General features: G+C 70.4%; 22 protein-coding genes. 10 read left to right on the forward strand and 12 right to left on the reverse strand.

The window, feature by feature from the left end; translation table 11 throughout:
- Positions 1–5: 5 nt before the first annotated feature.
- The 4 genes from AB0J87_RS10915 to AB0J87_RS10930 all read right to left on the reverse strand — a co-directional run bounded on the left by AB0J87_RS10915 (position 6) and on the right by AB0J87_RS10930 (position 5,634).
- Positions 6–1,403 carry an MFS transporter gene (locus tag AB0J87_RS10915; protein WP_350726740.1) on the reverse strand — a complete coding sequence of 466 codons (1,398 nt, stop codon included), beginning with the start codon at positions 1,401–1,403 and terminating at the stop codon, positions 6–8.
- A gap of 32 nt (positions 1,404–1,435) precedes the next feature.
- Positions 1,436–2,035 (reverse strand): TetR/AcrR family transcriptional regulator, encoded by a 600-nt coding sequence (locus AB0J87_RS10920; RefSeq protein ID WP_350726742.1) that lies wholly within the window; start codon positions 2,033–2,035, stop codon positions 1,436–1,438.
- 1,608 nt (positions 2,036–3,643) lie between these two features.
- Positions 3,644–4,288, reverse strand: coding sequence for a biliverdin-producing heme oxygenase (locus AB0J87_RS10925; protein ID WP_363964172.1), 645 nt, complete (start codon positions 4,286–4,288; stop codon positions 3,644–3,646).
- A 128-nt stretch (positions 4,289–4,416) separates the two neighbouring features.
- Positions 4,417–5,634, reverse strand: coding sequence for an alpha/beta hydrolase (locus AB0J87_RS10930; protein ID WP_363964174.1), 1,218 nt, complete (start codon positions 5,632–5,634; stop codon positions 4,417–4,419).
- Positions 5,635–5,980: 346 nt separating this feature from the next.
- On the opposite strand from AB0J87_RS10930, the gene AB0J87_RS10935 reads away from it, so the two are divergent.
- Positions 5,981–6,112: a hypothetical protein gene (locus AB0J87_RS10935; protein WP_363964176.1), complete on the forward strand. Its 132-nt coding sequence runs from the start codon at positions 5,981–5,983 to the stop codon at positions 6,110–6,112.
- Here AB0J87_RS10935 and AB0J87_RS10940 read toward each other — a convergent pair.
- From AB0J87_RS10940 to AB0J87_RS10950, 3 genes are all read right to left on the reverse strand, one after another.
- Positions 6,100–7,461, reverse strand: a complete 1,362-nt coding sequence (locus AB0J87_RS10940; RefSeq protein WP_363964178.1) for a phenylacetate--CoA ligase family protein — start codon at positions 7,459–7,461, stop codon at positions 6,100–6,102. The two genes, AB0J87_RS10935 and AB0J87_RS10940, sit on opposite strands and share 13 nt — an antisense overlap.
- 261 nt (positions 7,462–7,722) lie before the next feature.
- Entirely contained in the window at positions 7,723–8,379 is a 657-nt protein-coding gene (locus tag AB0J87_RS10945) for a response regulator transcription factor (protein WP_350726749.1), read from the reverse strand.
- A gap of 19 nt (positions 8,380–8,398) precedes the next feature.
- Entirely contained in the window at positions 8,399–10,117 is a 1,719-nt protein-coding gene (locus tag AB0J87_RS10950) for a histidine kinase (RefSeq protein WP_363964180.1), read from the reverse strand.
- Positions 10,118–10,294: 177 nt separating this feature from the next.
- On the opposite strand from AB0J87_RS10950, the gene lon reads away from it, so the two are divergent.
- Positions 10,295–12,652: an endopeptidase La gene (lon, locus tag AB0J87_RS10955; RefSeq protein WP_363964182.1), complete on the forward strand. Its 2,358-nt coding sequence runs from the start codon at positions 10,295–10,297 to the stop codon at positions 12,650–12,652.
- 67 nt (positions 12,653–12,719) lie between these two features.
- On the forward strand, positions 12,720–13,847 hold the full coding sequence (locus AB0J87_RS10960; protein ID WP_363964184.1) for a Fic family protein: 1,128 nt from the start codon (positions 12,720–12,722) through the stop codon (positions 13,845–13,847).
- Here AB0J87_RS10960 and AB0J87_RS10965 read toward each other — a convergent pair.
- Positions 13,844–14,269: a MarR family transcriptional regulator gene (locus AB0J87_RS10965; RefSeq protein ID WP_363964185.1), complete on the reverse strand. Its 426-nt coding sequence runs from the start codon at positions 14,267–14,269 to the stop codon at positions 13,844–13,846. The genes AB0J87_RS10960 and AB0J87_RS10965 overlap by 4 nt on opposite strands.
- A 117-nt stretch (positions 14,270–14,386) precedes the next feature.
- Between AB0J87_RS10965 and AB0J87_RS10970 the strand changes: the two genes are divergently transcribed.
- The 7 genes from AB0J87_RS10970 (at position 14,387) to AB0J87_RS11000 (ending at position 22,406) form a co-directional block, all read left to right on the forward strand.
- Complete coding sequence (locus AB0J87_RS10970) at positions 14,387–15,391, forward strand: FUSC family protein (protein ID WP_363964187.1); 1,005 nt, start codon at positions 14,387–14,389, stop codon at positions 15,389–15,391.
- The gene (locus tag AB0J87_RS10975; protein ID WP_363964189.1) at positions 15,375–16,661 is read left to right on the forward strand and encodes an alpha-amylase family protein; all 1,287 of its coding nucleotides are present in this window, start codon (positions 15,375–15,377) and stop codon (positions 16,659–16,661) included. The genes AB0J87_RS10970 and AB0J87_RS10975 overlap by 17 nt, the downstream gene beginning before the upstream one ends.
- A 267-nt stretch (positions 16,662–16,928) precedes the next feature.
- A complete protein-coding gene (locus AB0J87_RS10980; protein ID WP_363964191.1) occupies positions 16,929–17,882 on the forward strand; it encodes an ATP-binding cassette domain-containing protein in 954 nt (317 codons plus the stop codon).
- Complete coding sequence (locus AB0J87_RS10985) at positions 17,879–18,535, forward strand: methionine ABC transporter permease (protein ID WP_363964193.1); 657 nt, start codon at positions 17,879–17,881, stop codon at positions 18,533–18,535. Before AB0J87_RS10980 ends, AB0J87_RS10985 begins: the two co-directional genes overlap by 4 nt.
- 9 nt (positions 18,536–18,544) lie before the next feature.
- Positions 18,545–19,378 carry a MetQ/NlpA family ABC transporter substrate-binding protein gene (locus AB0J87_RS10990; RefSeq protein ID WP_363964195.1) on the forward strand — a complete coding sequence of 278 codons (834 nt, stop codon included), beginning with the start codon at positions 18,545–18,547 and terminating at the stop codon, positions 19,376–19,378.
- Positions 19,379–19,480: 102 nt separating this feature from the next.
- Entirely contained in the window at positions 19,481–21,016 is a 1,536-nt protein-coding gene (locus tag AB0J87_RS10995) for an AMP-binding protein (RefSeq protein ID WP_363964196.1), read from the forward strand.
- A 154-nt stretch (positions 21,017–21,170) separates the two neighbouring features.
- Positions 21,171–22,406 carry a trypsin-like peptidase domain-containing protein gene (locus AB0J87_RS11000; protein WP_363964198.1) on the forward strand — a complete coding sequence of 412 codons (1,236 nt, stop codon included), beginning with the start codon at positions 21,171–21,173 and terminating at the stop codon, positions 22,404–22,406.
- A 65-nt stretch (positions 22,407–22,471) separates the two neighbouring features.
- Here the strand turns inward: AB0J87_RS11000 and AB0J87_RS11005 are convergent, their stop codons facing one another.
- From AB0J87_RS11005 to AB0J87_RS11020, 4 genes are read right to left on the reverse strand one after another with little or no spacing between them, the layout of a single operon-like run.
- The gene (locus AB0J87_RS11005) at positions 22,472–23,212 is read right to left on the reverse strand and encodes an ABC transporter permease (RefSeq protein WP_363964200.1); all 741 of its coding nucleotides are present in this window, start codon (positions 23,210–23,212) and stop codon (positions 22,472–22,474) included.
- Positions 23,205–24,086 (reverse strand): ABC transporter ATP-binding protein, encoded by an 882-nt coding sequence (locus tag AB0J87_RS11010; protein WP_363964202.1) that lies wholly within the window; start codon positions 24,084–24,086, stop codon positions 23,205–23,207. The genes AB0J87_RS11005 and AB0J87_RS11010 overlap by 8 nt, the downstream gene beginning before the upstream one ends.
- Positions 24,083–24,406, reverse strand: a complete 324-nt coding sequence (locus AB0J87_RS11015) for a transcriptional regulator (protein ID WP_350726774.1) — start codon at positions 24,404–24,406, stop codon at positions 24,083–24,085. Before AB0J87_RS11015 ends, AB0J87_RS11010 begins: the two co-directional genes overlap by 4 nt.
- The gene (locus tag AB0J87_RS11020) at positions 24,403–25,026 is read right to left on the reverse strand and encodes a hypothetical protein (protein ID WP_363964203.1); all 624 of its coding nucleotides are present in this window, start codon (positions 25,024–25,026) and stop codon (positions 24,403–24,405) included. Before AB0J87_RS11020 ends, AB0J87_RS11015 begins: the two co-directional genes overlap by 4 nt.
- Positions 25,027–25,074 lie beyond the last annotated feature (48 nt).

The following is a 25,074-nucleotide window of genomic DNA, read 5'->3' on the forward strand; positions in this document are numbered from 1 at the left end:
GGGGCTCAGTCGGGCTGGTCGTCGTCGACCGCCAGCACGTTCGTCCTGATCGTGAAGAACGTGATCAGCGCCGCCACCACCATCATCCCGGCGCTGACCAGCATCGCCATGTGGAACCCGGCGTTGAACACCGGCGGGTTCCTGAACGCGTCACCCACCAGCCCGACCAGCGGCGGCACGGCCGCCACGGCGAGGAGGCTCCCGGTGCGGGCCACGGCGTTGTTGACGCCGCTGGCGGTGCCGGCGTGCCGCTCCTCGGCGGTGGCCAGCACGGTCGAGGTCAACGGCGCGACCGCCGCCGAAAGCCCCAGCCCGAACAGGGTCGCCGCGGGCAGGACCTGCAGCGCGTAGGAGGCGCCCGGCCCGATCGTGCTCATCGCGAGGAATCCGCCGGCCGCGAGCAGGATCCCGCCCGTCATCGGCCAGCGTGGCCCGCGTCGCTTGGCGATCTCTCCGGCCCGGGGCGACAGGAGCAGCATCAGGATCGTCGTCGGCAGCATCGCCAGCCCCGCCGCGATGGGCCCGAACCCGGACACCACCTGGAGCTGGACCACGAGCAGGAAGAACACCACGCCCATGGCCGCGTACATGATCAGCGTCACCACGTTCACGGCGGTGAAGACCGGGTTACGGAAGATCTCCACCGGCACCAGCGCGTCGGGCGACCTGCGGATCTCGGTCACCACGAAGGCCGCGCCCAGCACCAGCCCCGCGATCAGCGGTATCGGCGCGCCCGTCTCGATCAGCCCGTACGTGATCCCGGCCAGCGCCAGCGCCGCCAGCACCGCCCCCAGCACGTCGAACCGCCCCGCCGCCTCCTCGTCCTTGCTCTCCGGCACGTGCCGCAGGGTCACGAGCACGATCAGCGCCGCGAACGGCAGGTTGATCAGGAACGCCCAGCGCCACCCCACGCTCTGCACCAGCCAGCCGCCCAGCAGCGGCCCGATCGCGCTGGCCACACCGCCCAGCCCGGACCACACCCCGACGGCCCGGGGCCGGTCGTGCCGCACGAACGACGCCTGAATGATCGCCAGTGAACCCGGCGTGAGCAACGCCCCGCCGATGCCCTGCAGGGCCCGGGCCGAGATCAGGAACTCGATGTTCGGCGACAGCCCGCACAGCGCCGAGGCCACGGCGAACCACACGGTGCCGATCAAGAAGATCTTCCGCCGCCCGTACCGGTCGCCCAGCGACCCGCCCAGCAGGATCAGCCCGGCGAGGGTGAGCGTGTACGCGTTGATCGTCCACTGCAGGCCGTCCATGCCCGCGTTGAGCTCTTTGCCCAGGAACGGGAGGGCGACGTTGACCACGGTGCTGTCGAGCAGCGCCAGCCCGGAGCCGAGCACGGTCGCCGCCAGGATCCAGCGGCCGCGGGCGGACCCGAGTTGGACATGGCCGTTCACGGGCGCCGTCCCCGGGCCGTCAGCCGTACCGCTCACGCGAGTCCGCCGATGGCCCGCAGCACGAACTCGGACACCAGCTCCCCGGCCCGGTCCACCGTCACGCTCCCGCTGATCAGCGGAACCCGCTCGGCGCCGACGACGGCGAGGATCATGCGAGCCGTGGCCTGCACGTCGAGCACCCGGAAATCGCCGGACTCGACCCCGCTCTCGAGGATCTCCACCAGAATGCGCTGCATGGGCGCGACATGCTCGGCCAGCTGCTGGTAGGCGTCGGGCCCGAGCGCGGCACTGAGATCAGCGGCACCCGGGTGCGGATGGGCGACCAGCCCGGTCAACTGCAGCCGCACGAACGCCCGCAGCCGATCAGCCGGTGAGGCGCCCCCCGGCAGCTCCTGCTCGTAGCTGTCGATGAAGTACTGGGTCACCCGCTCGGTGAACGCCAGCAACAGCGCCGCCTTGTCGGGGAAGTAGTTGTACAGGACGGTCCTGGTGATCCCGGCCTCGCCGGCCACGTCCGTCATCGAGATCGCGTCGATACCGTGCACCCTGGACAGCCGGGAGACGGCCTGCAGGATCCGGTCCCGCGTCTGCGTTCGATGCTCGCCGATCGTGGCGGCGGAGATCCGAGGCATAGGCCCATCGTAGGCCGGGATCGTCACAAGCCGACGCGCACTCCCCTCATTCACCCTCCCCTCCGAATCCCCCCACCGCCAACGGCCACCGGACCAGCGAGAACGGCCCGTCGGCGGTTGATGGCTTGCCTTGATGATGCGGTGGGGTGCCTGTCGGTGGTTGGTGGGCTGTCTTGATGATGAGGCGAGGTCTTCCATCGGCGGTTGGTGGTCGGTCCTGATGATGTGGTGGGGCGTCTGTCGGCGGTTGGTGGGCTGTCTTGATGATGAGGCGAGGTCTTCCATCGGCGGTTGGTGGTCGGTCCTGATGATGTGGTGGGGTGCCTGTCGGCGGTTGGTGGGCTGTCTTGATGACGTGGCGAGGTTTTCCACCGGTGGTTGGTGGTCGGTCTTGATGATGTGGTGAGATGCACGCCGGTGGTTAATGGGCTGTCCTGACGACGTGATGAGGGCGCCCGCCGGTGTTTGGATGGGCCGCTGTGACGGCGTGGCGGGGTCGGTCGTCGGATGTTGGGTGGCGTCCGTGGCGAGGGGTTGCTGGTGCGTGGATGGCGATTGCGGCGATGGGGGAGGTGCGGCTGCCGGGGGTCAGGTCCCGGTGCCGGCGGCGTGGTGAGGGCGCCCGCCGGTGTTTGGATGGCAGCCGCGGAGGTGTGGCGTCGTCGGTCGTCGGTCGTTAGGTGGCGGCCGTGACGAGGGGCTGCTGGGGGTGGATGGTGCTTGCGACGTCGGGGGAGGCCCGGCTGTCGGGGGTCAGGCCCCGGTTTCGGTGGCGTGGTGAGGGTGCCTGCTGGTGTTTGGACGCTAGCCGCGGAGGCGTGGCGGAGCGGGCCGTCGGTCGTCGGGTGGCGGCCGTGACGAAGGGCCGCTGGTGGCTGGGCGGCGCACGTAAGGGGGCGTCCGTGGCTAATTGGCTGGCAGTTGTGACCGCGTGGTGAGGTCGGCCGCTGGGTGGTGGGTCCTGATGACGGGTGGCTGGTTGCTGGGCAAGGGGCGCGGAGGCACGTTGGTAGGAGGCGACAGCCGTAACAGCGTGGTGAGGCCGGTCGCCGGGTGTTAGGCGGCAGCCGTGACGGCGAGGCCTGCTGGTTAAGCGGCAGTCCTGACAGCGGGTCGCGGCTGTTAGGCCGAGTCGTGACGGCGGGTCGCGGCTGTTAGGCGGCAGTCGTACGGCGTGGTGAGGCTGGTCGCCGGGCGTTGGGCGGTGGTCGCGACGGCGGGGCGCTGGTCGTTAGGCGGCGGTCGCGACCGTGACGGCGGGTCGCTGCTGTTTGGCGGCAGTCGTAACAGCGTGGTGAGGCCGGTCGCCGGGCGTTAGGCGGCAGCCGTGACGGCGAGGCCTGCTGGTTAAGCGGCGGTCCTGACAGCGGGTCGCGGCTGTTAGGCCGAGTCGTGACGGCGGGCCGCTGCTGTTTGGCGGCGGTCGTGACGGCGTGGTGAGGCCGGTTGTCGGGCGTTGGGCGGCGGTCGCGACGGCGGGGCGCTGGTCGTTAGGCGGCGGTCGCGACCGTGACGGCGGGTCGCTGCTGTTTGGCGGCAGTCGTGACGGCGTGGTGAGGCCGGTCGCCGGGCCGTTAGGCGGCAGTCGTGGCGGCGGGGTGCTGCTGGTTAGGCGGCGGTCTTGACGACGTGGAGGAGTTCGGCGAGTACCTCGGTGTTGAGCTGGTACGCCAGCTTCACCTCGCGGATCATGCGCTGACGCTCCCGGTCGTCCAGCTCGAGCTCGTCCAGCCGCGTACGGTACTCGTTCTTGAACCTCGGCAGGCTGCCCAGCCCGTCGAAGATGTAGAAGTCGACGCCCCCGCCAGTGCCGTACCCGTAGATCTTCTGCAGCTCCATGCGGATGAACTGACCACCGGACAGATCGCCCAGGTAGCGCGTGTAGTGGTGGGCGATGTAGCCGCTCGGCCAATCGGCCACCTGGTGGATCCGCGCGACCAGCGTGCGGGTGGCCTTGGACGGCACGATCCGGCTCCGCCAGCTCGGACCGTAGATCGTCGCGAGGTCCCGCTCCAGTGCCCGCTCTCGATACAGCTCAGGAAAGACGAACCGGCCCGCCATCGGATGGTCGGCGAGTTGGCGTGACACGCCGTCAAGCGCGATGTACGCGAAGTAGTGTTGAGCTACCATCTCGCCGTATTCGTGCTCGGTCAGCCGGCCGCCCATGAGCTCCGCGAGATAGCTCTCGCCTTCGGCGGACTCGTGGTCAGCCCAGGTGGCGTTCTTCAGGGTTTCGGAGAACGGGGTGGTCACGGCCTACCTCAACTCGCACGGAAGTTTCATGACAAAGTGTCACAAACATCGGCATCCGGCGTCAAGCTGATGACGACACCATGTCATCAAAATCCGGCTCTTCTGTCTCGTACCCAGGAAACACCACGTCAAGAGGTCACCTCGCCTTCGCGTCCGAGAGCGATGAGGGTCAGGTTACGCAGTGATGGGGTCCCGGGGGCGAAGTAGTCGCTGTGGCCGCCCGAGCCCACCGCGAAGACGCGAGCTCCGAACGAAGGACTCATAGGGTCGGCGCCGAAGCCCACGGGCCCGAGCTTGACCTTCGGCACGAACCTGACCCAGTCGTTGTCGCCCAGCCCCGCCCACACCCGCAGCGGCACCACCGCCGCACCTTTCGCGCCGCCCTGAGCACCCTTTACGCCTGCCGTGCTCCAGGAGTCGGGCAAGTCTGCCGCGTCCCCGGTATCGGGCGGGCTTGGCGTGCCTGTGGCGTCCGGCGAGTCCGCCTCCTGCGCGCCTTTGGGATCCTGTGCTCCGACCGAGCCTGTCGCCCTTCGGATGTCGTATGAGTCTGACGTGTCCTGGTCGTCCTGCGTGCCGGTCGTGCCGAGGGCGTCCTGCGGGTCTGTTGCACCTTGAGCGTCGTGTCCGCCTGTCATGCCATGAGTGGTGTCTGCGGTCGGCGCGCTGATGGCGGCTCGGGTGGTCTCTGCGGCGCGGACCGGAGGGGGCAGGGCGGCGGCTCGGGTGACTTCCGCGGTGTGGGCTGGTTGGGTCAGGGCGGTAGCTCGGGTGGTGTCTGCGGTGTGGGCTGGTTGGGTCAGGGCGGTGGCTCGGGTGGTCTCCGGGGGGCGGGCTGGCTGGGTCAGGGCGGTGGCGGAGGGTGTGTCGAGGCCGGGGCTGCCGAAGACCGCGAGGTCGGTCACGGGTAAGCCGGGGACGGCTTTGGCGCACAGGACCGAGCCGTAGCTGTGGCACAGCAATGCGATCGGAGCCGGGGTGCGCGCGTGGAGCTCCGTGATGGTGCGGCGCAGTGCGTGGGCACCTTTGACCGCCGCGTCGCTGGTGAGCACCCCCAGGCTCAGCGTAGGTGGGGAGTCGTAGCCCAGCCAGGCCACCACCGCCAGTCGCTCGTGCGGGGCGAGCCGCGCGGCCTCCGCCAGCAGGGCCCTCGCCGCGCCTCCGGGTCGCTTTGTGCCGTCGTCGAACGTGGCGACCGTCGTGTCGGCGCCGGGCACGATGACCGCCACCCGGTCGGCCGTGGCCAGGTCGCCGTAGACCCGCACCAGTCGCCCGCCCGGTTGGCCCGGCCACAGCACGAGCGCCCCCACCGTCACGAGCCCTGCGAGGAGAAGGTTTCTGAGCATGCTGGGAACGTTACGGAGAGTGGCCTGTCGTCCGCGTCACCGCAGGGTTTGACCTTTCCCGTAGTACCGGAGGGGGATACGGGACTACGGTGCGTGCCCGGCGGCCTGATGCCCGGCGATCGCCTTGAACGGGGCTCCGCCTCGGCGTACCCGTCCGGGGCCTTCTAACGGCGTGTGGAAGCGCGCGGCGTTCCGGCGGCGCTTCGGATCAGGCTTGGAGGACAGCTCGGCGAGCCGGCCACAGATCGCCGCTTCCTGCGCCGCCTCGCGTCGTCGGAGAACGCCGTGTGGAACGGGTGCCCGTACGCCGTCACCCCGCCCAGCTCAGCCCGCGATCCGACGGGTAATGCCGGGCTCCGTGTACGCGACGGCCTGCGTGCGGACTCGCGAGAAACCGTCCATCCACGACTACAACCTGGCCAGGGCCGAGCGGCGGGTTGTGGAGTTCCGCATCGCCCGCCCGGGTCAGCGGGTGTAACGGTGCTTGGCGCCTGGAGGGAAGTACTCGGGGTCGCCGGACTCCCGTAGCCGGATGAACGGCACCTGCTGCGGGACGGGCACATAGTTGGCGAACTCGCTGTTCAGCCGCCGCAGCTGGGCCAGGACCGACCCGCCCACCGCCTGGGCGATCTCGTCGGTCGGTTTCTCGCCGGGCATCAGCTCCACCGTGATCGTCAGGTGCCGGTCCCGGTCGGCGTCCTCCACCACCTCCACCACGAACTTCCCGGTGACCGAGCCGCTGACCTCCGGCTGCTCCAGGCCGACCGCGATGTTCTCCGGGTAGACGTTCGCGCCGTAGTAGGACATGGTGAAGTGGCTGCGGCCGAAGACGTACACGAACGGCCGCTCCGGCCCTCCGGCCGCCGGCTCGAAGCCGTGGCGCCGGACGAAGCCCAGCATGTCCTCGTACGGCACCACGCCGCCCTCGTCGGCGATGTGGTAGCGGATCAGCGGGATGCCGTTGTCGCCGGAGAAGAGCAGCGTGCCCTCGTGCTCCTCGAAGAAGCGGACCTGCGGGTCGTACTGGATGAGCGTCGGAAGCCTGGACTCGCCGAACAGTTCCCTGGCCGTGTCCGGGCGCGTGGACAGGAAGCGCCGGATCTCGACGGACAGCGGGGTCTCGTTGCCCAGGACGCCCGCGTCGGCGGTGCCGTACAGGGAGGCGATGCCCCGGACGGGGTCCGCGATCCCCGCCCGCCGCGCGACCAGCGTGCGCCATTCCTCGCTGAACACCTCGCCGGCCGTGACGAGTTTGATGTTCCAGTCGGCCCAGGGGAGGTCCTCGGTGTCGATGACGTTCTTGAGGAACGGCGGGTAGCCCAGGAGCACGACCTGGTCGAAGTGGGGCGCCAGCTCGGGGATGACCCGCAGGATCTCCCTCCGGTCGGTGCCGGGGGCGACCACGGTGATCGGGTAACCGCGTTCGGCCAGGTGGCGGCAGCAGTTGACGGTGAACAGGCCGCCGACCCAGGTGCCCAGGGCGAAGCAGACAACGGCGAGGGTACGGTGCTCGCGGGCGTCGAAGGAGTCCCTGAAGACCTCCTCAAAACGGGCAGCGATCACGCGCTCGTCCACCGCCGAGCGTGGCCAGAAGGACGGGACGCCGGTTGAGCCGGAGGACACGGCGATGATGTCCCCGATCGTGCCGTTCCTGCACAGGTCGGGGAGGGGGTGGCGGTGGGTGTAGTTCTCCTTGGACGTCATCGGCAGCCCGGCGAAATCCTGGGATGTCGAGATCTGCTCGGGGTTGATGTGGTTCTCCGCCAGAAAGGCCCTGTAGGCGGGAACGGTCGCCGCCACCTGATGGAAGAGCTCAACCGGGTCCATCAGCCGACTGTACGGCGGCGGCCCGTGCAGGGGAACGGGGGTTGTGTAAGGGAGGGGCGCCATCGGCAAGGCCGGCACGGAGGCGGGTCGGGTGAGGGGACGGGGCCGTGTAGGGGAGGGGCCACCGGGAAGGCCGGCACGGAGGCGGGTCGGGTGAAGGGACGGGGTCGTGTAAGGGAGGGGGCCACCGGGAAGGCCGGCATGGATGCTGGTCGGGAGAGGGGGAACGGGGCCGCAAGGGAGTGGGTGCCACTCCCAGGGTTACTCGCCGGGGCGGACCAGGCCGGTCTCGTAGGCGAAGACGATCGCCTGGGCGCGGTCGCGCAGGCCGAGCTTCATCAGCACCCGCCCGACATGCGTCTTGACCGTCTGCTCCGCCACGAACAGCTTCTCCGCGATCTCCTGGTTGGACAGCGCCTGCGCGACCAGCGTCAGCACCTCCGTCTCGCGCTCGGTCAGCTCGGCCGGCCGCTTGCCCGTCACCGGTCGCGGCGCGCCCAGCTTGGCGAACTCGTGGATGAGCCGCTTGGTGATCGCCGGGGCGATGAGCGCCTCCCCGGCCGCGACCACCCGCACCGCCTCCACGAGCTGGGCGGCGGAGGCGTCCTTGAGCAGGAACCCGCTGGCCCCGGCCCGCAACGCCTCGTAGACGTAGTCGTCGAGGTCGAACGTCGTCAGGATGAGCACCTTCGGCGCCCCGCCGCGCGACAGGAGCTCCCTGGTCGCCTCCAGGCCGTTCATGACCGGCATGCGCACGTCCATGAGCACCACGTCGGGCCGCAGCGCCGAGGCCCGCTCCACGGCCTCCCGCCCGTTGGCCGCCTCGCCCACGACCTCGATGTCCGGCTGCCCGCTCAGGAACACGGTGAACCCCGTGCGCACCATCCCCTGGTCATCGGCGATCAGAACCCGGATCAAGCCCTCTTCCTCTCCATGGTCATCCGACGTCGTCCCCTGTGGCGAGGTGCTCATGGGCCTCCTCATCGGCGTCGGTGACGGGCAGAGTGGCGCGTACCTCGAAGCCTCCACCCGCCACCGGACCGGCGTCGAGCGTGCCCCCGAGCAGCGTCGCCCGTTCGCGCATGCCCACCACCCCCTGACCCGCGCCGGGCCCCGCGCCGGGCGCGACGCTCGGGCCGTTGGCGACGCGCAGCCGCAGCTCACCGCGCCGGTGTGCGACGTCCAGCGCCACCGTCGAGCCGGGCGCGTGCCGCATCGCGTTGCTGAGCGACTCCTGCACGATCCGGTACGCCGACAGCCCCACGGCCGGAGGCAGCCGGTCGAGCGGGCCGGCGCGCTTGACGAGCACGGCCAGCCCGGCGGCGCGGGCGTTGGAGACCAGCTCGTCGAGCCGGTCGAGCCCGGGCTGAGGGGCGGTGTCGACGCGTCCGTCCTGATCGCGCAGCACGCCGAGAACCTGGCGCAGCTCGGCGATCGCCTCCAGCGACAGCCCCCGGATCTCCGCCAGCCCCGCCTCCAACTGGGCGGGATCGCCCCTGGCCTTGAGCGGCACCGCCTCCGCCTGGATCGCGATCACCGACATGTGGTGCGCGACCACGTCGTGCAGCTCCCTGGCGATGCGGGCCCGCTCCGCCAGCACCGCCTGCGCGCTCTCGGCCTGCCGGGTGCGCCGCTCCTCCGTCTTCAGCTTCGCCGTGGCGGAACGGCGGACCCGCACGTTGTAGCCGAACAGCACCGCCACCGACACGACGACCATGGCGACCGGCATCGAGTTGGGGTCGATGATCCAGGTGGCCAGGAACGTGACGACCCAGACGGCCACCGTGATCCGCCGGTCGCAGCGCACGGCCACGGAGTAGAGGACCAGCAGATAGGAGACGATCAGCCACGTCATGTACGGCATCTCGCCGTGAGGGAACCCGATCGTCCTGGTCACCCCGACGGCCACGGGCATCAGCGCGAACGACACCCGCCAGGCCGCCAGCGGCCACCGGTCGCGCAGGGCGATGGGCAGCGCGACCGCCACGGCGGTGAGGTAGACGAAGCCCTCCCAGATCGGCCCTTGTCGGTAAGGGCCGATCTGTGGGCCGAGGTTCCACGACCACACCGTGCTCTGCGTCTGCATGTAGAGCAGCAGCGCCAGTATCAGCTCCGCCACCTGGACGAGGCTGATCACGGTGACCGGGACGAGCAGCCTGAGCCACTGCGGCACCCCGAACGCCAGCCGCCGCACCTTCGGCGGCGGATCGGCGTCCCCCTGGAAGAAGGCGAGCCCGACCGCCCCCGAAACGGCCCACACGGCCCGTCCCGCCGACGCCCCGAGCCGCCCGAGGAACCCCCGTTCCGCCGACGCCCCGAGCCGCTCGAGGAACCCCCGTTCCGCCCACGCCCCGAGCCGCCCGAAGAGCCCCCGTTCGCCGTCGCTCCGTTCGCCGTCGCTCCGTTCGCCGCCGCTCCGTTCGCCGTCCGTGCTGGACGGTGACCGGCCGATCCGCTCGCCCGAACGCTCCCCGCCGCCACGCCGCCGGGCTGCCCCGTCATCGTCGCGCGGCTTGGCCGCCGCCTCGTCGCGACCCCCGCCTGGCACGCCTGCCCGCTCCTCGCCGCTCCCGCCTGGCGCGCCTGCCCGCTCCTCGGCGGCCGCGCCACGACGACGGCGGCGGCTGAGGAAGCGGCGGCGGGGGACGGAGATCACCTGGTCAAGGGTACGGGCGCGCGCCCCGCCAGGCGTCACACCAGGGTTTGATCCCGCACGTCCCCCTCAGGTATCGCTTACACAATTACGATCGCCGTGAGCGAACATCGGCAAGAGAGGGAACAACGAAGGGCTCCAATGAATTGAGTCGGTATAACTCAACCCTTTGGAGTTCGCATGAGTGAGAGCCTGATCCTTCCGGTCCTGCCACTGGACGACGAGGTCGTCCTGCCGGGCATGGTGGTTCCGCTGGACCTGTCCGACTCCGAGGTGCGGGCTGCCATCGACGCGGCTCGTGCATCCGGTGGCAACAAGCCGCGGGTCCTCCTCGTTCCCCGGATCGACGGCCGTTACGGCGCCATCGGCGTGCAGGCCGTTGTGGAGCAGGTCGGGAGGCTGCCCGGCGGCGAGCCCGCCGCCGTGGTCCGAGGCGTCAACCGCGTCCGCGTGGGCACCGGCACGACGGGCCCGGGTGCCGCGCTGTGGGTCGAGGCCGACACGATCGACACCGTCGCCGCCGGTGAGCGCGCTCAGGAGCTGGCCAAGGAGTACAAGGCGCTGGCCACCACGATCCTCCAGAAGCGCGGCGCCTGGCAGGTGGTCGACCAGGTCAACCAGATCGACGATCCCTCGGTGCTGGCCGACAGCTCCGGCTACACCCCCTGGCTGACCACGGCGCAGAAGGTCGAGCTGCTCGAAGCCGCCGACCCCGCCGAACGGCTGGCCAGCCTGATCGAGTGGTCCCGCGAGCACCTCGCCGAGCTCGACGTCGCCGAGACGATCCGCAAGGACGTCCAGGAGGGCATGGAGAAGCAGCAGCGTGAGTTCCTGCTGCGCCAGCAGCTCGCCGCCGTGCGCAAGGAGCTCAAGGAGCTCAACGGCGACACCGAGACCGAGGAAGAGGACTACCGCGCCCGCGTCGAGGCCGCCGACCTGCCGGAGAAGGTGCGCGAGGCCGCGCTCAAGGAGGTCGACAAGCTGGAGCGGACCTCCGACCAGTCGCCTGAGACCGGTTGGATCCGCACCTGGCTGGACACGGTGCTCGACATCCCCTGGAACGACCGTACCGAGGACAACTACGACATCACCGGCGCGCGGGCCGTGCTCGACACCGACCACACGGGCCTGTCCGACGTGAAGGACCGCATCATCGAGCACCTGGCCGTGCGCAAGCGCCGCCAGGACAAGGGCGTCGGCGTGGTGGGCGGCCGCCGCAGCGGCGCCGTGCTCGCCCTCGCCGGCCCTCCCGGAGTCGGCAAGACGTCTCTGGGCGAGTCCGTGGCCCGCGCGATGGGCCGCAAGTTCGTACGCGTCGCGCTCGGCGGCGTGCGCGACGAGGCCGAGATCCGCGGCCACCGGCGCACCTACGTCGGCGCGCTGCCCGGCCGCATCGTCCGCGCCATCCGCGAGGCCGGCTCGATGAACCCGGTCGTCCTGCTCGACGAGGTCGACAAGGTCGGCTCCGACTACCGCGGCGACCCGACGGCGGCCCTGCTGGAGGTGCTCGACCCGGCCCAGAACCACACGTTCCGCGACCACTACCTCGAGGTCGAGCTGGACCTGTCCGACGTGCTGTTCCTGGCTACGGCCAACGTGCTCGAGGCCATCCCCGGGCCGCTGCTCGACCGGATGGAGATCGTCACGCTCGACGGCTACACCGAGGACGAGAAGGTCGCGATCGCCCGCGACCACCTGCTGCCCAGGCAGCTGGAGCTGGCCGGGCTGAGCGCCGAGGAGGTCAAGGTCGAGGACGGCGCGCTGCGCAAGCTGGCCGCCGAGTACACCCGCGAGGCGGGCGTCCGGTCGCTGGAGCGCTCGGTCGCCAGGATCCTGCGCAAGGTGGCGGCCAAGGACGAGCTGCCCGTCACGGTCGGCGAGGGCGACCTCGTGGGCTACCTCGGGCGGCCGCGGTTCGTGCCGGAGTCGTCGCTGCCCGAGTCCACCCAGCGCACCTCGGTGCCGGGCGTGGCCACGGGCCTGGCGGTCACCGGAGCGGGCGGCGACGTCCTGTACGTCGAGGCGTCCATGGCCGACCCGGAGACCGGCGAGACCGGCCTCACGCTGACCGGCCAGCTGGGCGACGTGATGAAGGAGTCGGCCAGGATCGCGCTGTCCTACCTCCGCTCGCACGGGGCGGAGCTGGAGCTGCCGGTCACCGCGCTGAAGGACCGCTCGGTCCACGTCCACTTCCCGGCGGGCGCCGTGCCCAAGGACGGCCCCTCGGCCGGTGTGACGCTGACGACCGCGCTGGCCTCCCTCCTGTCGGGCCGTCTCGTACGCAGCGACGTGGCCATGACCGGCGAGATCTCCCTGACCGGGCGGGTCCTGCCGATCGGCGGCGTCAAGCAGAAGCTCCTGGCCGCGCACCGGGCGGGCATCACGACCGTCCTCATCCCGGCCCGCAACGAGCCGGACCTGGACGACGTGCCCGAGGAGGTTCGCAACGAGCTGACCATCCACGCGGTGAGCGACGTGCGCGAGGTTCTCGACATCGCGCTGACCCCGGCGCAGGTGGCCGCCACGGCAGCCGCCTAATCGGGGCATAAATGGGCGAATCATTCAGTCGTTTGACTGGATGATTCGCCCATGCTGTTATGTGGGCATGTTGTACGAGACCCCGCCGCTGGAGCCCGCGGACAAAGCAGTCCTCGAGGAGATCGAGGAGATGCGGCGCGACCTGAAGTACCGGCTCGCCGAGACCCATCGGTGGGACGGGCAGTTGCGCAGGCAGTTGCAGGCGCGGGCGATCCAGGGCTCCAACTCGATCGAGGGCTACCAGGCCAGCGTCGAGGACATCCAGTCGATCATGGCGGGGGAGGAGCCGCTGGAGACGTCGACGTCGGTGGCTCAGGAGATCGCGGGCTACCAGCAGGCCCTGACGTACATCCAGGTGCTGTCGCGGGCGCCGGTGTTCCGCTACGACGCCGGGATGCTCAACGCGCTCAACTTCATGGTCATCGGTCACCATCGCAACAAGGGGCCGGGCGTCATCCGGCCGGGAGGCATCTTCATCCGTGACTCCGACACGGGGGAGGTCGTCTACGAGGGCCCCGACGTCGAGCTGGTCCCCGGCGCGATGAACGAGCTGGTCACCTGGCTGAACGAGGGCGACCTCGACGTCCCCGGCCATGTCCGGGCCGCCATGGCCCACTTCAACCTCGTCAAGATCCACCCGTGGCGTGACGGCAACGGCCGGATGTCGCGGGCGCTGCAGACGCTCGTCCTCGGCCGGGAGCAGATCCTGCTGCCCGAGTTCTGCTCCATCGAGGAGTGGCTCGGCCAGCAGCGCGTCACCCTCGACTACTACGACGTGCTGGGCGAGGTCGGAGGGCGGCGATGGGGCCCCCACGGGGACACGCTGCCGTGGGTGCGGTTCTGCTTGAAGGCGCACCACATGCAGGCCCAGCGGGTCCGCCAGCGTCTGGCCGAAGCCGGAGAGATCTGGATGCTCCTGGAGGAGCAGGTCGACGCCGACGGGCTCAACAGCCGTACCGTCTCCGCGCTCTACGAGGTCTTCGTGAACAGGCGGCTGCGCAGGAGCCGCTACCAGTCCGACGAGGGCCTCAGCCAGGGGCAGGCCGCGCGTGACCTGCGCGACCTGGCCGCCAAGGGCTGGCTCCGGCCGTACGGCGAGACCAAGGGCCGCTTCTACGCGCCGGGGCCCCGCATGGAGCGGATCAAGGCCGACTTCGCCGAGCGCGTCACCCCGCTGCGCGACCCGTACCGCTAGCGGAGCTGTTCGAGCAGGTCGGCGGCCACCGCCAGGATGCGGCACTCGGCGGGGGTGAGCTTGCCGGCCATGGCCTCGGCCAGCCACAGATCCGTGGTGCCGACCTGCTGGGTGAGCGCCGCCGTGCCGTCCTCCGTGAGGACGATGTGGTGCCTGCGGCGGTCGGTCTCGCCGCGCGAGCGGCGGATCAGGCCCTGCTCCTCCAGCGAGGCGAGCACGCGGGTGACGGACTGGGGCTGGAGGTGCTCGGCGGCGGCAAGCTCTCCCGCCGTCATCGCGCCGCGCCGGTGCAGGTGGCCGAGCAGGGAGAGCGCCAGGCGGCCGAGGCCGTGCGCGGGGCGCTCGTCGCGCAGCCGCCGCGCCAGGCCGATGGTCGCCCGGCGGAGTGCCACGGCGGTGACCCGCAGTTCCTCGTCGTCCATGATTATTACGATAGCACTTACTAATACGACAGCATCAAGCCACGAAAGCGCGCTCACTTACTACGCAATGCTTAGGAAATTGGGGTAGGCTCCCGCGTCGGGAGGTGCCGCGTGCGGATGGAGCTGCGACACATGGTCGCCGCCGGGCTGGGGCTCGGCGGGCCGGTCGCGTGGGGAGTCGCCTCGGGGTGGCCCGCGCCCGGCGCCCTGGCCGCCATCGGGGCCCTCGCCGTGAGCGGCCTCTTCGGAAACGAGGCCCGGCCGGGCCTGGTCCATGGCGCCGCCGCGGTGGCGGGCACGGCTGTGGCCGGGTTCGCCGGGGTCGTGGTCGCGGGGCGCGGGTGGCTCACCGCCGTCGCCGTCGTGCTGATCGCGGGCCTGCTCGCGGTGGCCGGCGGCATCAGCCGCCCCATGGCCGAGCACAGCACTCGCTTCATCGTCTTCATGGTCATCAGCACCGGCGTGGCCAAGGGCGTCGAGCCGGTCGCCGCCGCCACGCTGTTCGCCGGAGGGGCGGCCTGGGGCCTGCTGGTCACCGCGCTCTGCCTCCACGCCCGGAAGGGGCCCGCCGAGCCGGGGGAGCCCCGGCCGGCTCCTCCTCCGGCGAGAGCGCTGCTGCGGCGCTGGTGGCGGACGCTGGGGAGCGCACCCGGGTGGCAGTACGCCATCCGCCTGACCACCTGCCTCGCCGCCGCCGAGGCCGTCGGGCTCCTGTGGCCGCAGCCGGCCGCGTCGTGGATCGCCGTCACCGTGGTGATCGTCGTCCGGCGCCGCCTGGACGGCGCGGCCAGGCGGTCGGTCGAGCGGGCCGCCGGCACCGCCGCCGGAGTCGTCGCCGGATCCGTTGTGTTGTTGTGGGTGCCGCCGTCGTGGCTGTTCGTGCTGCTCGTCGCCGCGCTGGCCGCGGTCAGGCCGATGCTCAAGGAGCGCAACTACACCCTGTACGCGACCGTCATGACCCCGCTCGTCCTGCTGCTCATGGAGAGCGGCGCACGTGTGCCACCCGCCACGATCGGGTACCGGCTGGCGGACACGGCCATCGGCTGCGTACTGGCCCTGGGGCTCGGGTATCTGCCCTGGGTGGTACGCCGGGAAAGGAGCGTTCGTGCCGTCGTGGACTGAACATGCGATCTGGTGGCACGTCTACCCGCTCGGCTTCACCGGAGCCCCCGCCACGGCAGAGCCTGCCGAGGGCACGCGGCACCGGCTGCGGCATCTCGAGTCATGGCTGGACTACGCGGTCGAGCTGGGCTGTTCGGGCCTGCAGCTCGGCCCGATCTTCGCCGCCGAGTCCCACGGCTATGACACCGTCGACCACCTCAGGATCGACCCGCGCCTCGGCGACGATCGCGACTTCGACTCCCTCGTCGCCAAGGCGCGCGACCGCGGGCTGCGGGTCATCCTCGACGGCGTGTTCAACCACGTGGGCCGCTCCTTCGCGGCCGGCGAACGATGGTTCAAGCGCGCCCCCGGCGGCTACGAGGTCTTCGAGGGCCACCACGGGCTCGTCACGCTCGACCACGCCCAACCCGCCGTGCAGCAGTACGTGGCCGGCGTGCTCGACCACTGGCTCCGCCGCGGCGCCTCGGGGTGGCGGCTCGACGCCGCGTACGCCGTGCCGGCGTGGTTCTGGCGGAAGGTCCTGCCGGAGGTACGCCAACGGCACCCCGAGGCGTGGTTCGGCGGCGAGGTGATCCACGGCGATTACGCCGGTTACGTCAGCGAGTCGGGGCTCGACTCGGTCACCCAGTACGAGCTGTGGAAGGCCATCTGGAGCTCGCTCAACGACCGCAACCTCTTCGAGCTCGCCTGGGCCCTCGACCGCCACGACAAGCTGCTCGACACGTTCGTGCCGCTCACGTTCGTCGGGAACCACGACGTCACGAGGCTCGCCACCCGGCTCGACGACCCCCGCCACCTGGGCCACGCGCTGGCCGTGCTGTTCACCGTCGCGGGCCTGCCCAGCGTCTATTACGGGGACGAGCAGGCGTTCCAGGGGCTGAAGGAGGAACGGGCGGGCGGCGACGACGCGATCAGACCGGCGTTCCCCGCGGAGTCGGGCGGCCTGCCGCCGTACGGGACCGAGGTCTACCGGCTCCACCAGCGGCTCATCGGCTTCCGCAGGCGCCACCCGTGGCTGCACCGAGCCCGGACCACCGCCGAACAGCTCACCAACACCACCGTCGCGCTCCGCAGCCGCGGGGGACCCGGCGAGGAGGTCGTGACGCTGCTGAACCTCGGCGACCAGCGGCACCGCTTCCTCATCGGCGACGCGCGGGCCGCCTTCCAGGACGATCGGGGGGATCCGGCCGTGGTCCCAGGCCACGGCTGGCGCATCGTGACTCAGATCACCAAAGAAGTAGGGAATAAGGGGAGTCAAGGGATCCGTTGAATCGGGCGTGAACGAGGCATACGCGTACGACACGAGCGCCCACCGGGACGGCTTGTGTTGTCGTATGGGGCGAATGCCGAGCTGAAGCAGAGATCCGCCCGTTCCTCCTCGAAGGTCACCATGATCGCACCTTGTTTCGTGCTGCGCAGGCTGAGCCACCTGCCCTTCCACCCCGGCACCCGCTGACGCCTGCCCCCTCTTCTTCCTTCATGTGATGTACGTTTCCGCGGCCCGCCGACGGGCCGCTCTCAGTCGTGGGGATATTCCGTGATCCAGGCTTCAGGCCTGCGCAAGCAGTACGGGGACACCGTGGCGCTGGACGGCGTCGACCTGCACGTGCGCGAAGGCGAGATCTACGGCGTGCTCGGCCAGAGCGGCGCCGGCAAGAGCACCCTCCTGCGCTGCGTCAACCTGCTCGAACGCCCCACCGCGGGCACCGTCACCGTCGCGGGGCAGGACCTGACCGCGCTGCGCAGCGCCGAGCTCAACCGCGCCCGCCAGCGCATCGGCATGATCCACCAGCACTTCGCGCTGCTGAACTCGCGCACGGTCGCGGGCAACGTCGCCTTCCCCCTGGAGATCATGGGCGTGCCCGGGGCCGAGCGCGACCGCCGCGTGGCCGAGCTGCTGGAGCTCGTCGGGCTCGCGGGCCGCGGCAAGGACCGCCCGAACCAGCTCTCCGGCGGCCAGAAGCAGCGGGTCGGCATCGCCAGGGCGCTCGCGGGCAACCCGTCCGTGCTGCTGTCGGACGAGGCCACCTCGGCGCTCGACCCGGCCACCACCCAGTCGATCCTCGCCCTGCTCAAGCGGCTCAACGCCGAGCTGGGCCTGACGATCCTGCTCATCACCCACGAGATGAACGTCGTCAAGAGCGTCTGCGACTCGGTCGCCATCATGGCGAACGGGCGCATCGAGGAGTCGGGCGCCATCGCCGACCTCATCCGCACCCCCGGATCCCGCTTGACCAGGGAGATCTTCCCGCTGCCCGAGCCCGCCCCGGCCGGCTCGGTGACGCTGACGTTCACCGGCGACCCGCGGCAGCCGGTGGTGTCGGAGGTGGTCAGGAAGTTCTCCGTGGACCTGAGCATCCTGGGCGGCTCGATCGAGGACCTCGCCGGCGGCTCGGTGGGCCGGCTGCGGGTCGCGCTCGACGGCGCCGAAACCGCCGCCGCGCTGGCGTACCTGCGTGACGCGGGCCTGATCGTGGAGGAAAGCGCATGAACTGGGACGAGATCCTGCCGCTGCTAGGTCCGGCGACGCTGGAGACGGCGCAGATGGTCGGCTGGTCGACGCTGTTCACGGCGCTGCTCGGGCTGCCGCTCGGCGTGGCGCTGGTGGTGTTCGACCGGAACGGGCTGCGGCCGGCGCCGGCGCTCAAGTCGGCCCTCGGGTTCGTGGTCAACATCGGGCGGTCCCTGCCGTTCATCGTGCTGATGATCGCGATCATCCCGTTCACCCGCCTCGTCGTCGGCACGACCATCGGGACGGCCGCGTTCGTGGTGCCGCTCACGGTCGGCGCGGTGCCGTTCTTCGCCCGCCTGGTCGAGACGGCGCTCAGGGAGGTCGGCCCGGACGTGGTGCAGGCCGCGCAGGCCATGGGCGCGAGCCGGGCCACCATCGTGCGCAAGGTCCTGCTGCCCGAGGCGCTGCCCGGGCTGGTCGCGGGCCTGACCGTGACCGTCGTCGCGCTCATCGGCTACAGCGCCATGGCCGGCACGCTCGGCGGCGGCGGGCTGGGCGACCTGGCGGTCCGGTACGGCTACCAGCGGTTCGAGACGCTGCTGATGATCGTGACGGTCGTCCTGCTCCTCATCATCGTGCAACTTCTGCAAAGCCTGGGCGACTGGGTCGCTCGGCGCCTATCTCACAAATAAGGAAAAATCATGAAATTTCGTTATATAGCGGGTGCTGTTGCGCTGGCCTTGTCGCTCGCCGCATGCGGAACGTCGCAGTCCGCGACGACGGCCACTGAGTCGGCCGCCGAGTCGGCCGACACCGTGCTGAAGGTGGGCGCCAGCCCGGTGCCGCACGCGGAGATCCTCAACTTCGTCAAGCAGAACCTGGCCCCGGCCGCCGGGCTCAAGCTCGAGGTCGTGGAGTTCACCGACTACGTGCAGCCGAACGTGCAGCTCGACGAGGGCCAGCTGAGCGCGAACTTCTTCCAGCACAAGCCGTACCTGGACGACTTCAACGCCTCCAAGGGCACCAAGCTGACCTTCGTCACGCCGGTGCACCTGGAGCCGCTGGGCCTCTACTCCAAGAAGATCACCTCCGTGTCCGCGCTGGCCGCCGGCGCGACCGTGGCCGTCCCGAACGACGCCACCAACCTGGGCCGCGCGCTCAAGCTGCTCGCCGACAACGGCCTGGTCAAGCTCAAGGACGGCGTCGGCACCGCCGCCACCGAGCGCGACGTGGTGGACAACCCGAAGAAGCTGCAGTTCAAGCCGCTCGAGGCCGCTCAGCTCCCGCGCTCGCTCGAGGACGTGGACGCCGCCGTCATCAACGGCAACTACGCCATCGAGGCGGGGCTCAAGCCGGCTTCGCAGGCGCTGGTGCTGGAGAAGACCGAGGGCAACCCGTACGTGAACGGCCTCGTCGTCAAGGCCGGCCACGAGAAGGACGCCAACATCGTCACGCTCGGGAAGCTGCTGCAGGACCAGAAGGTCAAGGACTTCATCAAGCAGAAGTACGAGGGCTCCGTCATCCCCGCCGAGTGACCCCACCCGCGCGAAGCCGCGTCGCCCGTCCCGCCGACACGCAAAGGGGATGGGCGGGCGCGCGGCCTGGCGTGGGCGCGGGGCACCGAATAGTGTTCGGTCATGTATCCGGGAGCCATCGCAGCAGTCACCCCAGACAAGCCCGCTGTGATCATGGCGGGCTCCGGACGGATCATCACCTACCGCGAGCTGGACGAGGAGTCGAACCGGCTGGCCCACCTGCTCCGCGCCGCCGGGCTGCGGCCCGGTGATCACATCGCGTTCATGCTCGCCAACCACCCGCTCTTCCTGGCCGTCGCCTGGGCGGCACAGCGCTCGGGGCTGTACTACACGCCGATCAGCTCCCGCCTGCAGACCGACGAGCTGGCCTACATCATCGGCAACTGCGGCGCCCGGGCGTTCATCTCCAGCGCCGACCTGGCCGCCGTCGCCACCTCGGTCACCGACGCCACGCCCGGGGTCGAGCTGCGGCTCATGCTGGACGGCACGGCCGAGGGCTTCGCGTCGTACGAGGAGGCGGTCGCCAAGCAGCCGGCCACCCCGATCGACGACGAGTGCATGGGCGTGGACATGCTCTACTCCTCGGGCACCACGGGACGGCCGAAGGGCGTCAAGATCCCCTCGGCGCACGGCCCGCTCACCGAGCCCGGCATGCTGCTCCAGCTCGTCCAGGCGCTGTTCGCGCCGTCGGCGGACAGCGTCTACCTCTCGCCGGCCCCGCTCTACCACGCCGCCCCGCTGCGCTACAGCCTGACGTTCCAGCGGCTCGGGGCCACGGTGGTGGTGATGGAGCGCTTCGACCCCGAGCAGTTCCTGGCGCTGGTGGAGCGGTACGGGGTGACGCACGCGCAGCTCGTGCCCACGATGTTCATCAAGATGCTCAAACTGCCCGAGGAAACCCGGACAAAGTACGATATTTCCTCGCTCGCGTACGCGATCCACGCCGCCGCCCCCTGCCCCGTCCCCGTCAAGGAGCAGATGATCGACTGGTGGGGCCCGATCATCCACGAGTACTACGCGGGCACCGAGGGCAACGGCTTCCTCTACGTCAACTCCCAGGACTGGCTCCTGCACAAGGGCACGGTCGGCCGTTCCCTGCTCGGCATCGTGCACATCTGCGACGAGGACGGCAACGACCTGCCCCCGGGCGAGCACGGCACGATCTACTTCGAGAAGGGCGGCCGGTTCGAGTACCACGACGACCCGGGCAAGACCCGCTCCGCGGAAGACCCTCAAGGCAGGGGCTGGACCACGCTCGGCGACATCGGCCGCCTGGACGCCGACGGCTTCCTCTACCTCACCGACCGCCGCTCGTACATGATCATCTCCGGCGGCGTGAACATCTACCCGCAGGAGGCCGAGAACGTCCTGTCGGTGCATCCGAAGGTGGCCGACGTGGCGGTGTTCGGGGTGCCGGACGAGGAGATGGGCGAGCAGGTCAAGGCCGTGGTCGAGCCGGTCTCCATGGCCGAGGCCGGCCCGGGGCTGGAGGCGGAGCTGATCGCGTACTGCCGCGAGCGCCTGGCCCACTACAAGTGCCCGAAGTCGGTGGACTTCCGCGAGCAGCTGCCCCGCCACCCGACGGGCAAGCTCTACAAGCGCCTGCTCAGGGACGAGTACTGGCCGGCTTCCGGGTAAATTTTCCGCATTTTCTCCGGACCGTCGCCGGTGGTTTCACCTTGGCGGATAAGGCGGCCGTTCAGACTTCTCATAAAGCTCTGATCAGCGGCTTAACGTGCGCTTACGCGTCTCTTGGCACCCTGGAGTCATCGGTACTCGAGGGAGATGACAGATGAACGCGAACGAGCCTCGCGAGCAGGGGACCGGCGGGTGGAGCCAGTTCGGCAGCAACCCGCCGGCCGCCGGGGGCTTTCCCCGGCGGGACACGCAGATCATGGACCAGCCGGCCCCGCCTTCCTCGCCACCGAAGAAGCTCGGCTTCGCCGCGGGTCGCAAGACCGTCGCCGGGCTCGCCCTGGCGGCCACGGCCATCGGGGGCGGTGTCGTGGGGGCCGTCGTCGCCAACGCGTTCCAGCCGACGCAGCTGGCCAGCAGCGCAACGCCGAGTCCCGTCTTCAAGTCGGCCTCCAACCAGCTCACCATCGCGCAGGTGGCCGCCAAGGTGCAGCCGACCGTCGTGATGATCCAGGGTCAGACCGGTGAGGGCTCCGGCGTCGTGCTGTCGGAGGACGGGCTCATCCTCACCAACAACCACGTGGTCGTGGGCGCCGGCCAGGGCGGCGGGCAGATGACCGTCAAGTTCAACGACGGCAAGACCGCCAAGGCCAGCGTCGTCGGCACCGACCCGGCCACCGACCTGGCCGTCATCAGGGCGGAAGGCGTGTCGGGGCTGAGCAAGGCCACGCTCGGCGACAGCGACATCGTCAAGGTCGGCGACCCCGTACTGGCCATCGGAAGCCCGCTCGGCCTCGACGGATCCGTCACCGCGGGCATCGTCAGCGCGCTCGACCGCACGCTCACCGTCGGCGGCGAGCAGCGGCAGCAGATCCCGCCCGGCTGGGGCTGGGGCCAGCAGCAGGACCAGGGGAGCGGGACCACCACGATCGCCGGCGCCATCCAGACCGACGCCTCGATCAACCCCGGCAACTCCGGCGGCGCGCTGGTGAACGCCGCGGGCGAGCTGATCGGCATCAACACCGCGATCGCCTCGGACGCCGCGGGCGGCGGCGTCGGCTTCGCCATCCCGGTCAACACCGCCAAGCAGGTCTCCGAGCAGCTCATCGGCAGCGGCAAGGTCAGCCACGCGTTCCTCGGCGTGAGCGTCACCGACGCGACCGGCGACGTGCCGGGAGCACTCGTCAGGCAGGTCACCGACGGGAGCCCGGCGGCCAAGGCGGGACTGCGGCAGGGAGATCTGATCACCAAGATCGGTGACAAGGCGGTTGACGGGGGAGATACTGTAGTTGGGCAGGTCAGAGGTTTTAAACCCGGCCAACAGGTCAAGATCACATACATGAGGGACGGCAAGACGGCCGACGTCACCGTGACCCTCGAAGAGAAGAAGTAACAAGGACCCCCTCCCGGACGGGTGTGCCGTTGAGATCGCTGCGGACTCGGCGGCACACCCCCCTTTCAGGAGAAGCGTCTGCCCTCGTCGCGGCGGTAGGCCCAGCCCGCGGCGAGGGCGAGGACGACCGTCCAGACGGCCAGCATGACGACGGCGACCACGTTCGGGGCGCGGTCCGCGGTCACCGCCCAGAGCAGCTCCGCCGCACCCCGGGTCGGCACGTACGGGGAGACGGCCTCGATGAAGCCGGGCAGGACCTGGGGCGGCAGCAGCAGCCCGCCCAGCACCGCCAGCGGGAAGAACAGGATCTGCGACACGGCGATCGCCGCCTTCGAGCTCAGCCGGAAGCCGATGAACAGGGCCAGCAGCATGAACGGGATCCCGCTGACGACCAGCACGGCCAGCCCGAGCAGCAGCTTCACCGGCGTGATGGTGGCCTCCGTGAGGAACGCCGCCACCAGCAGCACGGGGATCACCGAGATCAGCATGACGGCCACCGTCGTCAGGATCCGCCCGGCGAAGCGGGGGAACGGGCCCGCCGGGAGCGTGCGCAGGTACGGGTTCCAGGGCTGCTCGCGGTCCTGGGCGACGGTGATGCTGAGCCCGATCAACGCCCCCGACATGGCCCCGAAGAACATCAGCGACGCCGTCGCCATCGTGGCCTGCTGCGGATCCTGCCCCGCGAACGGCACCACGAAGGCCAGCATCGACACGGCCGGGAAGAACGCGCTGGCCAGGAGGCTGATGGGCACCCGCAGCTGCTCCAGCATGAGGTAGCGGGTGTGCGCGAGGACCAGGCTAGGCATGGGCCGTCTCCTTCGAGGTGATGGTGAGGAAGGCCTCTTCCAAGGTGGTCGGCCTGATCTCGAGGCCGGAGAACGGGGTGCCGCTGCGCACCAGCTCGACGACCAGCCGGTCGGGGTCGGTGGTCACCAGGTGGGTCCGGCCGTCCTCGTGTTCGGTGCCGATCACGCCGGGCAGCTCGGGCAGGTTCTCGGCGACGAGCGAGACGCGCCGCACGCCCACCATGTCGCGCACGGCCCGCACCGTGTCGTCGGCCAGCACGCGGCCGTGGCCCACCACCACGACCCGCTCGGCCAGGGCCTCGATCTCCTCCAGGTAGTGGCTGGTCAGCAGGACCGTGCCGCCGCCCTCGTGGAAGGATCTGACGCCTTCCCACAGCGAGCGCCTGGCCTCGACGTCCAGGCCGGTCGTGGGCTCGTCCAGGAAGACCAGCCGCGGGTCGCCCGCGAAGGCCAGCGCCACGGCCAGCCGCCGCTTCTGGCCGCCGGACAGGCCGCCGACCTGCCGTTTGGCCAGGTCGTCGAGGCCGAAGCGGGCCAGCAGCTCCCCTTTATCCGCCTTTTTGGGGAAATGTGAGGAGACGAAGTCGACGATCTCGCCGACGCGTAACGACTCGGGCAGCCCGGTCTCCTGCGGGGTCACGCCGATCCCGCGCCGCATGACCGGGTCCTGCGGGGAGCCGCCGAGCAGCTCGACCGTGCCGGACGTGGGGCGGCGCAGCCCCACGAACAGGTTGATCAGGGTGGACTTGCCCGCGCCGTTCGGGCCGAGCAGCCCGACGAGCTCGCCCGCCCGGATGTCGAGCGAGACGCCGTCGAGCGCGAGCACGTCGCCGTAGCGACGGGTGACCTCGATCGCCCTGGCGAGCATGGTCATGAGATTCCTCCAGCATTGTCGAGCAAGGCGCGGATCGCCTTGGTGTAGTCCTCGAAGGCAAGCCGTCCGCGCTTGGTGAGTGCCACGAACGTGACGGGGGTGCGTCCCTTGTGCGTCTTGACGATCTGGACGTATCCGGCGTCCTCCAGCTTGGTGAGGTGCACCGACAGGTTTCCCGCCGTCATGCCGAGCAGGTCCTTCAGCGAGGGGAAGGCCATCTCGTTCCCCTCGCCGAGCACGTTGAGCGCGGCGACCACCCGGAGCCTGGCCTGCGCGTGGATCACCGGGTCGAGCTCCGGCGGTGCGTTGTCCGTGCTCACCGGCAGCGCCTGAGCCACAGGCCCGCGACGATGAAGCCGCCTCCCAGCAGCACCGCCGTCAGCAGCGCGTGCCAGCCGGCGCCGAGGAGCACGCCCACGGCGTCGACGCCCGCCACCCACGCCCCGATGAAGAACATCGGCCAGTTGAGCCAGATCGCGCCCCCGGCCATGTGCATGACCGCGACGACCATGAGCGACGCGCCTCCCCAGACGAGGCCGCTCTCGGCGGGTGGCAGGAGGTCGCTCACCCTGGTGGCGATGACGACCACGAGCATCATCCCGGCGAACCACGCGTAGCCGTACATCGTGCCCCTGGCCGTGTGGTCGCCGCGGACGCCCTTGCTCATCCGCACGATCCCGAACGCGGCCACCGCCCCGGCCACGATCTGCGCGCCCATCAGCACCGCCAGCGCCTGCATCTGGGAGATCGGCGCGTACGGGCGGCCGTCGAGGCCGTAGTGGAGGAAGAACGCGGTGAACCCGAGCAGCCAGGCGACGCCCCAGGGGGCGTAGAGCAGGAGCGGGTCGCCGTGCAGCCACCTCCTGGTGGCGGCCCGCTGCTCCTCGATGAGGCGCAGCATCTCCTCAGGGCTGGTCACCTGGTCGTCGTCGCTCGTCATCGCAAACCCCTCGGTCCCTCAAACTGGTTTGTATTTTAAACCAGATTG

This window comes from Nonomuraea sp. NPDC049625, from assembly GCF_040675285.1.
GTDB lineage: Bacteria > Actinomycetota > Actinomycetes > Streptosporangiales > Streptosporangiaceae > Nonomuraea > Nonomuraea angiospora_A.